At 44.1% G+C, this 12,748-nt stretch carries 13 protein-coding genes; 7 read left to right on the top strand and 6 right to left on the bottom strand.

The window, feature by feature from the left end; genetic code table 11:
* Positions 1-145: 145 nt before the first annotated feature.
* The 3 genes from hofC to ppdD are packed head-to-tail and all read right to left on the bottom strand — an operon-like array spanning position 146 to position 3,139.
* Positions 146-1,345: a protein transport protein HofC gene (gene hofC, locus H7R58_RS19930; RefSeq protein ID WP_182929463.1), complete on the bottom strand. Its 1,200-nt coding sequence runs from the start codon at positions 1,343-1,345 to the stop codon at positions 146-148.
* Positions 1,338-2,723 (bottom strand): type II secretion system protein GspE, encoded by a 1,386-nt coding sequence (gspE, locus tag H7R58_RS19925; protein ID WP_182929462.1) that lies wholly within the window; start codon positions 2,721-2,723, stop codon positions 1,338-1,340. Before gspE ends, hofC begins: the two co-directional genes overlap by 8 nt.
* 14 nt (positions 2,724-2,737) lie before the next feature.
* On the bottom strand, positions 2,738-3,139 hold the full coding sequence (ppdD, locus tag H7R58_RS19920; RefSeq protein WP_182934516.1) for a prepilin peptidase-dependent pilin: 402 nt from the start codon (positions 3,137-3,139) through the stop codon (positions 2,738-2,740).
* Between the two features lie 40 nt (positions 3,140-3,179).
* On the opposite strand from ppdD, the gene H7R58_RS19915 reads away from it, so the two are divergent.
* Together H7R58_RS19915 and H7R58_RS19910 are read left to right on the top strand one after the other, a co-directional pair.
* Positions 3,180-4,742, top strand: coding sequence for a recombinase family protein (locus H7R58_RS19915; RefSeq protein WP_182934515.1), 1,563 nt, complete (start codon positions 3,180-3,182; stop codon positions 4,740-4,742).
* Positions 4,743-5,672: 930 nt separating this feature from the next.
* Entirely contained in the window at positions 5,673-6,170 is a 498-nt protein-coding gene (locus H7R58_RS19910) for a hypothetical protein (RefSeq protein ID WP_032664613.1), read from the top strand.
* Between the two features lie 238 nt (positions 6,171-6,408).
* On the opposite strand, the gene H7R58_RS19905 is transcribed toward H7R58_RS19910, so the two are convergent.
* Positions 6,409-7,023 (bottom strand): XRE family transcriptional regulator, encoded by a 615-nt coding sequence (locus H7R58_RS19905; protein WP_050488797.1) that lies wholly within the window; start codon positions 7,021-7,023, stop codon positions 6,409-6,411.
* A 102-nt stretch (positions 7,024-7,125) separates the two neighbouring features.
* On the opposite strand from H7R58_RS19905, the gene H7R58_RS19900 reads away from it, so the two are divergent.
* From H7R58_RS19900 to H7R58_RS19885, 4 genes are all read left to right on the top strand, one after another.
* Positions 7,126-7,398 (top strand): helix-turn-helix domain-containing protein, encoded by a 273-nt coding sequence (locus tag H7R58_RS19900; RefSeq protein WP_050488798.1) that lies wholly within the window; start codon positions 7,126-7,128, stop codon positions 7,396-7,398.
* A gap of 9 nt (positions 7,399-7,407) precedes the next feature.
* Positions 7,408-7,968, top strand: coding sequence for a hypothetical protein (locus H7R58_RS19895; RefSeq protein ID WP_032664614.1), 561 nt, complete (start codon positions 7,408-7,410; stop codon positions 7,966-7,968).
* A gap of 26 nt (positions 7,969-7,994) precedes the next feature.
* Positions 7,995-8,348, top strand: coding sequence for a hypothetical protein (locus tag H7R58_RS19890; RefSeq protein ID WP_176690028.1), 354 nt, complete (start codon positions 7,995-7,997; stop codon positions 8,346-8,348).
* Between the two features lie 192 nt (positions 8,349-8,540).
* Positions 8,541-9,317, top strand: coding sequence for a lysozyme inhibitor LprI family protein (locus tag H7R58_RS19885; protein ID WP_139155752.1), 777 nt, complete (start codon positions 8,541-8,543; stop codon positions 9,315-9,317).
* A 363-nt stretch (positions 9,318-9,680) separates the two neighbouring features.
* Here the strand turns inward: H7R58_RS19885 and H7R58_RS19880 are convergent, their stop codons facing one another.
* The gene (locus tag H7R58_RS19880) at positions 9,681-10,550 is read right to left on the bottom strand and encodes a hypothetical protein (RefSeq protein ID WP_032664616.1); all 870 of its coding nucleotides are present in this window, start codon (positions 10,548-10,550) and stop codon (positions 9,681-9,683) included.
* On the bottom strand, positions 10,547-11,350 hold the full coding sequence (locus H7R58_RS19875) for a hypothetical protein (RefSeq protein ID WP_032664617.1): 804 nt from the start codon (positions 11,348-11,350) through the stop codon (positions 10,547-10,549). Before H7R58_RS19875 ends, H7R58_RS19880 begins: the two co-directional genes overlap by 4 nt.
* A 187-nt stretch (positions 11,351-11,537) precedes the next feature.
* Here H7R58_RS19875 and H7R58_RS19870 point away from each other — a divergent pair, with 187 nt between their 5' ends.
* Positions 11,538-12,569 carry an IS630-like element ISEc33 family transposase gene (locus H7R58_RS19870; RefSeq protein WP_001395480.1) on the top strand — a complete coding sequence of 344 codons (1,032 nt, stop codon included), beginning with the start codon at positions 11,538-11,540 and terminating at the stop codon, positions 12,567-12,569.
* Positions 12,570-12,748: the final 179 nt, after the last annotated feature.

The raw sequence follows: 12,748 nt of genomic DNA, 5'->3' as shown, positions 1-12,748 counted from the left end.
GCGTAATGCCTAAATTCGTAGGCCGGATAAGCAAAAGCGCTATCCGGCACACTGCGCACGGATTGCCGGATGGCGCCGTAAACGCCTTATCCGGCATACCGTTCCTGCTCCTGGCTTCTGAATTCAACGCCTTAACTGACCCGCGTTACCCTGTTCCGCCGATCGCATCTCCCAGATGAAAAATCGGCAGATACATCGCGACGACCAGCGTGCCGATAATGAGTCCTGTCACAATCAGTAGCAGCGGTTCCAGCGTTGCCGTCAGGCTTTCTGCCAGATTCTGCGTGCTTTCATCGTGGTGTCGCGCCAGGTTTTCCAGCATTTCATCCAGCGCCCCGGACGCTTCTCCGGTTCTGACCAGTTGTAAGCACAGCGGCGTAAACTCATGGCAGTTTTCCATGGCTTGCCAGATAGCGCTGCCCTGTGACACCTGCTGGCGCAGGCTGGCAATGACCTCGCGCCACCATGGGCTGTTCAATGTCTCTTCCACGGTTTCCAGCCCCTGTAAAAAGGCAATGCCGGCTCGTTGAGTCAACGACAGTACGGTAAAAATCTGGCTGAGCATCTGGCCGCGAGCGAGCGTGCCCATAACCGGTAAGGCGAGTAGCAGCTGCTGGCGAAGGCGCTGCCACGGCGGATGATCTTTAAACCCGACGCTAAGCCCGGTGGCCAGTAGCACCAGGCTACAGAGCGGAAGCCATGCGCTTGCCACCGCGTCTGCACTGGCCATAACGGCCAGCGTAAGGGCGGGCAGCGGCGTGTTGAAGGTGCGATAGATGGCGGTAAATTCAGGCAAAACAAAGCTGACCATTGCCGCCACGACCAGCGCTGCCAGGGTTAAAATAATCAGCGGGTAGCGCAGCGCCTTTTTCACTTTTGCCGTTAATAGCAGCTGCGCTTTTTGCTGCCGCGCGAGCGCCTGGCAGCAATGCTCCAGCCAGCCGGTTATTTCGCCGGTACGGATCATCGCCTGATACAGCGGTGGAAAAGCCTCCGGCCACGGCCTTAAACCCTCCGATAGCGAGACCCCCTCGGCGAGCCGGGAGGCCAACGTTTCCAGCAGAGCGCGCCACTGCGGTATCGGATGCTGTTGGCTGAGCAGTGCCAAACTCTCTGAGAGGGTTAACCCGGCCTGCAATAGCGTAGCCAGCTGGCTTATCACCGCGCAGCTGTGCTGTGCTCGCCATAGTGACCGGTTCACCGTGCGACGCTTGAGCGATAGGACGATAATATTCTGCTGAGCCAGCGCTATCAGCGCCGCGGGCCGATGGCTAGCCCACAGCGCGCCACGACGTTCGGCTCCGCTGGCATCGACACCCCGCCAGTGCCACAGCTGTTCACGCATCGTGAGGCAACCCCAGTACGCGTAGCAGCTCTTCCTGCGTCGTCAGCCCCTGTTCAACGGCCAGGCAGCCGTTCTCAAACAGCGTCGCCATGCCGGCCTCCCGCGCATGCTGCATCAGCTGTTCCGGGCTAAGTCCGCTGGCGATGCCCTGCCGCAGTGCAGGCGCGATCGGCAGCAGCTCAAACAGCGCGAGACGGCCCTGGTAGCCATGATAGCAGTACGAGCAGCCGGAGGCCGTCCAGCGTGGCAGTGGGCGAGGCCATAGCGTACGCGGCAGCGGCTGCTCTCCTGGCAGCATCTGGCGACAGTGCGGGCATAGACGACGGACCAGACGCTGTGCTACCACTATTAATAGCGCCGATGACACCATCCAGCGCGCGACGCCCATCTGTTCAAGGCGCACCAGCGTTTCAACCGTCGAATTGGTGTGCAGCGTTGAGAGTACAAGGTGACCGGTTTGCGCGGCCTTAATGGCGATTTCCGCTGTTTCACCGTCGCGTATTTCGCCGACCATCACGATATCTGGATCCTGGCGCAGCAGGGCGCGCAGGATGTTCTGGAACGTCAGCCCGGCGCGAGGGCTGACCTGCGTCTGGTTCAGTCCGTCCAGAGGGATCTCTATGGGATCTTCGACGCTACAGATATTGACGTCGCAACGGTTACGGTTTTGCAGTGCGCTGTAAAGCGTGACGGTTTTGCCGCTGCCCGTTGGTCCGGTGACCAGAATCAGCCCCTGAGGCTGATTCAACGCGGATTGCAGCTGCGCAAGTGCGTCGGCGGAAAGCCCCAGACTATGCAGATCCAGCGCCTGCTCGACTTTATGCAGCAGCCGGAGCACGGCTTTTTCACCGTATCGGCAGGGCAGGGTTGAAAGGCGAAAAGAGAGTGGGGTGTCGTCAATCTCTACCGTGAACTGCCCGTCCTGCGGCAGGCGTCGCTCGGCGATGTCCAGCCCTGCGAGCACCTTAAGCCTGGCGATCAGCGGGGCCATCAGCGTCAGCGCGACGGGCGTGAGCGCATGCAGCACGCCGTCTACCCGCAGCCGTACGCGTAGCGCACGCTCTGTTGGCTCAAAATGAATATCGGAGGCGCGTTGCACGAGCGCCTGCTTGAGCAAATGGTTAAGCAGATCTACTGCGTTGTCACTCTCCTGGTGTATTGAAGGCTGCGCGAGTGGGGCTAGCCGCTGGAGGTGCTTGTCCATTCTCTCCTGCTCCCAGCACTCGATATCAATGCGTTTTTGGGTGGCGAAGCGGAGTGAGTCCATGAGTTCTGTGGGCGGAGTGCCGACGACGGCAATGCTCAGTTCATCTTGCGCATTGTTGAGCAGCACCGCGCGATGGCGCTGACACAGCGTGAAGAGTTGCTCCTGTTTCATGATTGCCGCCCCGCTTATTGCGCATCAAAGCGGAAGACGTCCTCGCACGCTTGCTGGAGCGCGCCGTCGTTCTGGATATCGCAGGTTCGCTGCCAGCCGGTGATGCCATTGGCGTTGTCCCAGCCGGGAACGAGGGTCACGGTCAGGCCGTTAAGGCTTTCCTGGCCGGTCAGAATAACCGTTCCTTGTGCGACGCTCATGGCCGACACGTAGCGCGTGGTGGTGGGGGACGGGATGCCGTTGCTGCCCGCATCGCAGTTGTCTACCCCGCCGCGGTCGAGCGCGCACAGCTCAATGGCGGTACGGTAAGGGACAAAGGTTTGTAGCATATCGGTCAGTGCGGCTTTGCGCAGGTAGTTCTGATAGGCGGGAATGCCGATGGCGCTGAGGATAGCAATAATGCCGATAACGACCATGATATACTGCTTATTACTGTTGTGATCTTAGGAAAATTAAATGAAAAAAGCGGTGTATTGCTATGCTCGCGTCAGTTCGAGAGGACAAGCTAAAGATGGCTATGGTATGTCGAGACAGCAAGAAATGCTGCGAGATTACGTTGCTGCATACGATGATTCTCAACATAACCGTGGCTATGAGTTGGGGGACATAAGTTGGTTGTATGCTGAAGGTGTGTCTGCGTATAGCGGAAAAAATATCGAAGATGGTTCTGTACTGAAAACCTTTATAGATGATGTGTTACAGAAGAAGATCACTAATTCCGTATTAGTCATTGAAAACCTTGACCGTTTTAGTAGAGCCGCACCGAACCGAGCAGCAGGGTTGTTCTTGAGTCTGATTAATGCAGGATGCGATATCCATGAGGTGGAAACAGAAATGATACATCACCAATATAGTGATCTGAATATTATTTCAGGCGGCTTACAGCGAGCACATAATGAAAGTAAACGCAAAGCTCGTTTAAGTATTAAAAATTGGGATGAAAGAATAAAAAACACCATCGACGGAACGTCTGTTTTAACTCATCGCGTGCCATCCTGGATTGAAGTAAAAAACAACAAATATGTATTAAAAAAAGGTGAGTCAGAAAAGTACAATCTTATTTTTAAAATGTATGCTGACGGGTTTGGGCCTGCAGCAATCCGTGATGAACTAAAAAAGAGAGGAATGCAGATAAATGAAAGAGAACCAACAATCAATCACTTAATGAAAATAATTAAAGATCAGAGGTTTATAGGTAGGTTTAATTCTACAGGGCGTAAAATTTTAGATGGTATGTCTATCTACCCTGTCGTTGTTGAACCAGAATTATTTGAAGCGGTTAATGATTTAAGAAAGCAAAGAAACCCATTAGGGAAGATAAATGTAAAGGCAAATAATTTATTTGCAGGTTTGTGCATATGTATGAATTGTGGAAGATATGTGCAAGTTAACAGTGTTGATAAAAAAGGTGATACATATTTTCGATGTGGCGGAAGCCTTGTAAAAATAGATAAATGTAAAGAGAGAGGTTTTAAGTACAAGATTGTAGAGAATGCGTTACTAGAACATCTCAGGAATTTTGACTTCTCTATGCTGAGAAGTGATGATAATGACATACAGGTTAAAATAAACTATCTTTCAATGGAGTTAGTTTCTAATGAAAAATACAGCAATGAAATTCTAGCTGATCTTGAAAAAGAAGACATACCTGACCCTAATGATAGGCGTATACTGAAAAACATTCAGCGTCGTATTAGTGAGATCCGAAATGAAATTACTATACTGAAACAATCAAATATTGGCTACGAAACTTTTAATGATCTAAAAGATTCATATACTGATGATTTGCTAGACCCAAAAAATACAAAGTTAAGGCTTGATTTTAATGTAAAGGTTAAGCGTGTTATTAAAAATATAAAAATGAAGCGTTATGATAATACTATCATGCTGGTTGTGAGTTATGTCGGCGTTAATGAGAAACAAGCTATGGTAATTAATAGTAAGACAGGAGCGGTTGTTTTTATGGCAGTGCAAAATGATGATCTAAAATCAATTGAGTACTTAATTAATGATAATTAAACTATTATTAGTGAAATAAAATCTACTTATATGGTATAATGTTGTGGTAAATACATTGTCGTATTGTAAAATAAATGAAACGAATTAAAATAATGTGGTATAATATAGATATAAAACTCTGCTTGATAGTACTGAAGTACTAATGAATAAAAACCTGATCCTATCGAAAATGTAGATGGCAGTTGAGAAGTTCAAGCAGTTCGATGTGCAAATGAGACCCGTACCAATTTCCCGAGCGTTAATCCGATACCAAATACTAAGGAACGCAGGAGTTACGGCAATGCGGCACAATAAAAAAGTACAATAAACAGATAAGTACTTTCTAGATAGACATATAGGTTCGCACCTGAGTAATTTGTTAAGGGAGTTTCTTTAAAACAATGCGATGGATTTTATATAGTATAGAACCATCCAAAATTTAAAGAAACAAGTATTGGTTTGATTGTATAGACTCAGTACTAAGTCGTGCTATGTTTAAAGCACGGACCGTTGCATATGAACTGCGATATGGGAGAATACAGAGCAACCCGCTTCCGTACTCATAGCTTTAGATGGTATTGATCCGTCTAAAATTTGAGTAAATCGCAATACAATATTTCGATGACTATCATCGTCAGAATAAATCAAGTACACAATTCGTGTACTTTTTTATTGTTTTCATCCCCCGAGTGGGGGGATGAAATTTCTCAACAAATCTCGTCAGGATAGATCGTGTTAAACGAAGCAAAGCGAATAAGTATGTTGAAGTACAAGCGGCGATAGCAAGCGAAGTACTTTAACATACTTTAGAGAGTGCTAACGAAGTTAGTACTTGATATTCTTTAATGAAATATGATCAATGTTTCTGCTATGAACTTCTTGTTGTTTTTTTATGAATGAAGTAATCTCATCATAGGTTTGTATATGACTGATAATTGATAGGGGAGTGTAATGAGCAAAAACACTGATGTTGTGCATGATCTTGCAAATACTGACTACAAGAAGTTGATTGAAAGAACTGCTGGGAAGAACTTCAAGTTAACTGATTGTAAAGCTGAGCTTGATAAACTTTTTAAAGAAAATCCTCATGAATTCATTGATCAGTTGAATCGTGTATCAAGAAATCTTTCTCTTGTTGCTCACGAGTACAAGAAGGAGCTTGATGCAAGTAAAGTTGATGATATCAAGCAACAGATATTGCATTTAGATGAATCAGTAAAGGCTGCTCTGCTTGCTTCTTTAGGTATTAAAAATGGCAAGGCAAAGTCCGGTACTGTAAGAAGTACTAATCAAAGAGAAATCATTAATGTTACCGTTGATGGGAAAATGTACGAGATCAAAAAAACAGGTAACATCAGTGCTGAACTTAAAGAACTGATTAAATCTCAAGGTTTTGACTACAAAGGCGAAGAACGCATGAAGTTCTTTGATAAGTTCGAATCGAGGTAAGATCACTTGGCCCTGATTACTTAGGGTTAAATTATATCCCTCGAACTAAAAGTATTGTCATTACTCGCCTAATGGGAACCACGCGAAGCAGCGTCCTGATTCCGATTCATAAAATTGCATAGGAAGCTGCTAGCGGCGATTGAACCAAGAAGTAGTGCCAACCCATGCCATCGATAGAAAATCGCCTCAGAATTGCATTGAGAACGTATAAAGGGCTTCGTAGGCACAGACTCACAGACTACAAATGATTCAATACTATCAGTACTTCCCCCAGCACATCAAAGGAGGATAATGAATGCTGATTGACGATCATTGCACTGTATTTGGTGTTATCACTGCTTAAATTGTATCCATCAGGGACTACCTGCACCCGCTTATACAGGTAGCTTCCTTCTTTGTGGAGTACTACCACTTTACCGTCTTTTAACTGCTTATGTTGCTGATCAATAAGTAAAATACTGTCAACTAAGAATGTAGGTTCCATTACATCTGTACTGACCCGTAATGCAGCAAGAGACTTGGCCTTTTCCTGTAAATCAGGGAAAACACCTGAATCCAGTAAAAGGAAATCATCTCTATCAATAAAAGGAATTTTCAACAGTTCTTCGGCTTGGTCTGTGTTTGCCGATTTTGAAAACTCTTTTCCAGTAGCCAGCCATTCAACCGACACGCCACCAGCTTTAGCCAGAAGCACAAGATTCTCAAGCGTAGGGCTTGATACAGCTTGTAGATAATTGTGGACAGTACTGTACCCTATGCCTGCTTTTTTGGCGAAATCTCGCCCTGAACCAGAAGGTACTATCGATTTTAACCTTTCGCTGAACTGTTCAACGCTTTCTTTTTTGCCAGCCATGCACAACCCACCACATTAAAAGGAACTTTGTTCCTCATTTTTATTTGACGAATTCCTTTTAATGATCAATCATGTTCTCAATGTTAGTAATGAGTGGTCATTATGAGTATTCACAACAAGTTAGAATCTCAGATAAAGGAGCAAAATGCTAGTACTGAGAACTGGCATAGGGCCGATATCTTGGCAGCTATCAAGAAGCGAGGAGGAACGTTGGCACAGCTATCCCGAGATAGCGGTTTACATGAAAGAACACTTTATAACGTACTTGAGCGACATTGGCCGAAAGGTGAGCGAATTATTGCCGATTTTATCGGTGTACCCGTTAGTACGATCTGGCCTGAACGCTATAAGAAACTTAACGTAAATGAAATCTGAGGAAAATGTATGTCTGGATTGATCGTTTTCATTATCTGCATAGCAATTTCGGTACTTTGTTATAAGAAAGTTTCAAACCGTTTCAGAAATAAAGGTCGGGGAAAATTCCGTACTTTAACACTTTCCTTGGTGATAAGTTTTGTTGTTTTCATGGTGTCTATTGGAATTGGTGCAGGGATTGTTTCACAAGATAAGAGTACTGATGCAAAGGCTTCAACGGCTGACAGTACGGAAAAGACAAAGTCCAATGTTTATAAATGTGATAAGTTTGATGCGATAACACAAACTCGACAGGGAACAAAATACGATTCAGGTTATTATTCCGATAAAGGGATTTCAATTTACTATACTATTTCAGACAATGAATTAATCAGTAGAATGCCAATTCCTGGCGAAGAAGATAGTATATATACAGCTGAATTTAACAAGATTGCAGCAGATGGGTCAAAGAAGTACGGGAACTCATCAAGTAACTACTTTGTATCAGTACTGAATGATAATACTATAAAGGTAATTGATGTTGAATTTAATCATAATTCAACAATTACACAAATTTGTTCGAAACAGTAACGTTCACTCAAGGAATCGAATAAATGATGAAAACAATATCAGTACTATTAATGTTACTCCCATTAACCACAATTGCGGCTACTTCGCCAGAAGGGAAAGCTGAAAATCCCTTTGTTGTTGGCAATGAAGTTATTTGTCTGAAAGAAATCCAGAAGCAGATTACCCCTTATCTCAAGTCATTTGAAGAAGAAGGTGGGGTTAAGTACCAGTACAATGTTAAATCTGGTTTATCGTACAAGGATGCTGTAGGGCTACGGTTACAGATCAACCGTGTTGATTCTGGATTGGACGTGCGTGTAGCTGATCTTGATTACTACTGGCTACAGGAACGTGGGAGCATGTGTCAGCCAGCGTACATGGTACTTGATCGTTCTGAGTAAGAAAGAACAGTAGCGATAATTATAACATTCGAGGTTATACTATGCGTAACGTGGTATAGCACTATCGAATTCGATAGTACTAATGTGGAATGTTAGGATAGTTTTTTACCTGATTTAAGCTCCATCAAAAATAGTTTATTTTTTAAATATTTTAGCGGCATTATCGTTTCATATATATGGGTAAAAATTTAAATGAAAATAGCAACCATTCCTTTATCTGTAATAATCATGAGTATGCCAGTGATTTCAATGGCAGCATCATTTGATTGTAGCAAAGCTAAGGGGTATACAGAACTAACAATTTGTACAACGCCAGCATTATCAACATTGGATGACAAGTTAAGTATTTTATACAAGAAGGTTAACAAAGAAAATCCAGATAACGTTCAACTTATCAAAAAATCCCAACTGAGTTGGCTAAAAAATGTGCGTAATAAAGCTACTACTGCTCAGTCTCTAAAAGACGCATACATTGCTCGCATGAGTGATTTAAATATGATGTTAGGTGAAAATAAATCAGACCAAGTTAAGCAACCCACTCATACTGTATCACAAGCAGTGGTCCCTGCCTCCGGCCCAGAGCAAGTTAATAAAACTGATAATGAAATAATAGCTGGTCGTTATAGTTGTGATAACTTTTCTGACACATTGAATACACCTAGAGGATTGATATATAGATCTAGTTTATATGATGATAAAAATGAAAATACAATAGACAATATGTATAATACTTATACTGTATCAGAGAAGGAATTAATTAGTGAATTATCAATCAAGAATACGGTTGTTACCATTGCGTCTTTACCATTAAAGATGGTTGCACAAGACGGTTCATCAATATATCAGGATCAAAATTCACCCTATAAATTTTACTTGTCTAAATTAAATGATAAAACTATAACGGTTTATGTGAAATACTTTCAAACTGATGGTAATATCGCACAGGCAAGACAAACATGTTCCAAATAGAATAAGTTATAAAACATTAGCAATCTTTATGGCAGCCTTTGTATTAGGCTGCTTAACTATTTCGCTAAGATTACCTGGCCTTTAGTACAAAAAATAATCAAATACCTGCCCTCCTGATTTTTGGCAAAAAATCTAAAGGGATCGTTTACTGAGATAAAAGTACAGTCAGTATTTTTCTGCACGATTTAAAATCTCGTTCGTCTGAGCAGGTTCAACCTCGCCGACCAAATGCCGTGTACTCAGATCTCAGTACTGAACTTTTCGCCAACCCTGCATTGGTTAAAAATCAATGATTGGAAATCTTGGATATTCTCGACACAAAAAACCGCCAAAGGACGGTTTTCTTGTGAACTAGGAATATTATCAGGCAGCCTTCCTACGGTACCAATGGATAGCTCTGTCGGATAAACTATATGGGTCACTATCGACTTCGGTTTCTATGGCTTGTGTTTTCAAATACCAGCAAAACTTATCAATCTCTAAATCTACTTGATCACGTTTGTCTACTTTGAGGTCATTGTTTGGAGACAATATGAAAATCGCTCCACACTTATACTCATCGTAGTTATTCAAAGCTAATGAGATATCTCTTTGAGCATCATACAAATGACACTTGGCTAAATTTTCATCAGAATAGGCTGCTGACGCTATTGTTCCGAGTGAGGTCTTGGCTTTGTAAGGAAGATAAATTGTTTGCGATTGTTGCCCCAGTGTAATTCTTTTTAAAGGGGATGGGTCTCGCATCTCAAAATATTCTTCGTATTCAAGGTGTTGTTTGAGGTAGCCATCCATTATATTGTAAAGGCGATCTCTTGAAATTGGAGTGTAAACTTTCTCTCTCTTTTTTGTCACTTTTACCGATAAAGGAACAACATTTGAAAACAGAGAAGATACTATGTCGTCTGCTGATTCACCTTGAGCATATCCATTGTTTTTAAAAGTTAAATTCTGGCATTGATTTGATAAAAATACTTCCCCTGAAAGTACTATCTCCCTAGCCACTTCACAAGCCAACTTAAGGTGAAATGTCATGCCATGAGAGTACAAGCAAGAAATCCTGTCAAAATACTCAAGAGTTTGTACAAATACCCCGCCAAAACTATCTTTGAAACATACACCGATATTGAGTTTTTCTCCTGTGGCAACATCAGGGCACCACTGAATTGTAAACCATTCACCTTTGACAATCGGCTGATGTGAATGCTCACTTAGGATAGAATCAAAGTTAATCACGCGACCCCCGCCAGTACACCAAGTCTTCTGCTTAATCTTTCTTTGGAAAAAATCGCACGATGACTCAAAAATTCCAATAAACAATCTTTTGCTTGCGGATTCAGAAGTTTTTCACACCAATAAGTAATCTCTGCTATTACGATATCCAATGCTTCAGTTTGTCCGCTAGCTCCATTTACTATATCCATTTTCTGAGGAAGGGTTGGTGCGGCTCGGAGGGCCATTTCCAACTTATTGACTGGGCTGATAGTTATGGATAAGTCTTCAGGAGACCACATGAGATCTACAGGCATATTACTGTGGTCAATAAGGGTGACTTGATTGTGTGAATCAATGATCAAGTTCCCTAAATTTCTATCTTGGTTTGCGACCCACTCATCAAAAGCGATCGTTTTATGTAACTTTTCCCATCCATCGAGAATCCTTCTAAGACTCTCAAATTTAATCATATCACCAATGTTGTAATAGCTAGCCGGAGAATGTCCGGTAACTTTGGAGCTAACAAAGGCAATTGGCGATACGGGCTTGTCAATTGAATCAATGATACCATCAGGCAATATCAATATGCCTGCTTTTGGGGCTACAGGAAGATCATTTGATTTGGTAAGCAGGTACCCAAGAACTTCATTGAAGACACCAATACTTTCTTCCTTAGTAAATATTTTCACATATGATTGCCTTTGCACTCCGTCAGGCCAATCAACAAGGCATAAAAGCGTTAAGGCCATTTGGCCTTCATTAGGTCTGCCAAGAACCGACTTGAAACTTGCTTGGCTGAGTACTTCAATCGAAGTGTGCATTCAATTATCCATAACCCCGAAAAGATGACTGAATTCTAGAGTAAAAATGCAAATCAAACGTACTGTTGATTTCACCAGCAAATCTAAATAGCTGCGCGGAATAGTAGATCACTGAAAGGGAACTCAGCCCGGATTGTGCGATCTGATCAATCGCCAAACCAACCAAAATCACCAACCGGACTGAGCGATGCCGATCATAGTACCAATACCCCGTGGCGAACGACGCCTGATGCAGAAAGCTATTCATAAAACGCGTGATAAAAATCATGCCCGCAGACTCACGGCCATGCTGATGCTTCATCGGGGTGAACGGGTCAGCGATGTTGCCAGAACTCTCTGTTGTGCCCGTTCATCCGTTGGTCGCTGGATTAACTGGTTTACGCACTCAGGTATTGAAGGCCTGAAATCCTTACCCGCAGGGCGCTCCCGACGCTGGCCTTTTGAACATATCTGCACCCTGTTACGTGAGCTGATAAAGCATTCTCCCGGCGATTTTGGTTATCAACGTTCACGCTGGAGCACCGAATTACTGGCAATAAAAATCAATGAGATAACCGGTTGCCAGTTACATGCAGGAACCGTTCGCCGCTGGTTGCCATCTGCGGGGCTTGTATGGCGCAGGGCCGCGCCAACTCTGCGTATCCGTGACCCACATAAAGATGAAAAGATGGCGGTAATCCACAAAGCGCTGGATGAATGCAGCGCAGAGCATCCGGTATTTTATGAAGATGAAGTGGATATCCACCTTAATCCTAAAATCGGTGCGGACTGGCAGTTGCGCGGACAGCAGAAACGGGTAGTGACGCCGGGGCAGAACGAAAAATACTATCTGGCCGGCGCACTGCACAGTGGCACGGGTAAAGTCAGCTACGTGGGCGGCAACAGCAAAAGTTCAGCGCTGTTTATCGCTCTGCTGAAGCACCTGAAAGCCACTTACCGGCGGGCGAAAACAATCACGCTGATCGTTGATAACTACATTATCCATAAAAGCCGCGAAACACAGCGCTGGTTGAAAGCAAATCCCAAGTTCAGGGTAATTTACCAGCCGGTTTACTCGCCGTGGGTGAATCATGTGGAACGGCTATGGCAGGCACTTCATGACACGATAACCCGTAATCATCAGTGCCGCTCAATGTGGCAGTTACTGAAAAAGGTCCGCCATTTTATGGAAACCGCCAGCCCATTCCCCGGAGGAAAACATGGTCAGGCAAAAGTGTAGCGGTATTAGGCGCAGCTATTTAGTAGTGCATACATGAGCCTTGAATTGCTGCGGCTTCAGTAGCCTCTGGTTATAGACTTTCGGAGGCAATCAATTGCTAATGAAAGCTTATCCATCATGAACTCGGTGTCGAATAAGTATACATCAAGCAGACCAATCCAGACCACCAGCAAGGCTGG

Origin of the sequence: Klebsiella sp. WP4-W18-ESBL-05 (genome assembly GCF_014169075.1) — a bacterium.
Lineage (GTDB): Bacteria > Pseudomonadota > Gammaproteobacteria > Enterobacterales > Enterobacteriaceae > Kluyvera > Kluyvera ascorbata_B.
The sequence above is the reverse complement of the archived record's forward strand: the minus strand, read 5'-3'. Positions and strand labels throughout refer to the sequence as shown.

What these genes read in the sequence shown, in the direction of transcription:
- gspE (WP_182929462.1), bottom strand. Translation starts at nt 2,723, where the DNA reads ATGAAACAGGAGCAACTCTTCACGCTGTGTCAGCGCCATCGCGCGGTG.
- H7R58_RS19875 (WP_032664617.1), bottom strand. Translation starts at nt 11,350, where the DNA reads ATGCACACTTCGATTGAAGTACTCAGCCAAGCAAGTTTCAAGTCGGTT.
- H7R58_RS19900 (WP_050488798.1), top strand. Translation starts at nt 7,126, where the DNA reads ATGAGTATTCACAACAAGTTAGAATCTCAGATAAAGGAGCAAAATGCT.
- H7R58_RS19890 (WP_176690028.1), top strand. Translation starts at nt 7,995, where the DNA reads ATGAAAACAATATCAGTACTATTAATGTTACTCCCATTAACCACAATT.
- H7R58_RS19895 (WP_032664614.1), top strand. Translation starts at nt 7,408, where the DNA reads ATGTCTGGATTGATCGTTTTCATTATCTGCATAGCAATTTCGGTACTT.
- H7R58_RS19870 (WP_001395480.1), top strand. Translation starts at nt 11,538, where the DNA reads ATGCCGATCATAGTACCAATACCCCGTGGCGAACGACGCCTGATGCAG.
- H7R58_RS19885 (WP_139155752.1), top strand. Translation starts at nt 8,541, where the DNA reads ATGAAAATAGCAACCATTCCTTTATCTGTAATAATCATGAGTATGCCA.
- H7R58_RS19915 (WP_182934515.1), top strand. Translation starts at nt 3,180, where the DNA reads ATGAAAAAAGCGGTGTATTGCTATGCTCGCGTCAGTTCGAGAGGACAA.
- hofC (WP_182929463.1), bottom strand. Translation starts at nt 1,345, where the DNA reads ATGCGTGAACAGCTGTGGCACTGGCGGGGTGTCGATGCCAGCGGAGCC.
- ppdD (WP_182934516.1), bottom strand. Translation starts at nt 3,139, where the DNA reads ATGGTCGTTATCGGCATTATTGCTATCCTCAGCGCCATCGGCATTCCC.
- H7R58_RS19910 (WP_032664613.1), top strand. Translation starts at nt 5,673, where the DNA reads ATGAGCAAAAACACTGATGTTGTGCATGATCTTGCAAATACTGACTAC.
- H7R58_RS19905 (WP_050488797.1), bottom strand. Translation starts at nt 7,023, where the DNA reads ATGGCTGGCAAAAAAGAAAGCGTTGAACAGTTCAGCGAAAGGTTAAAA.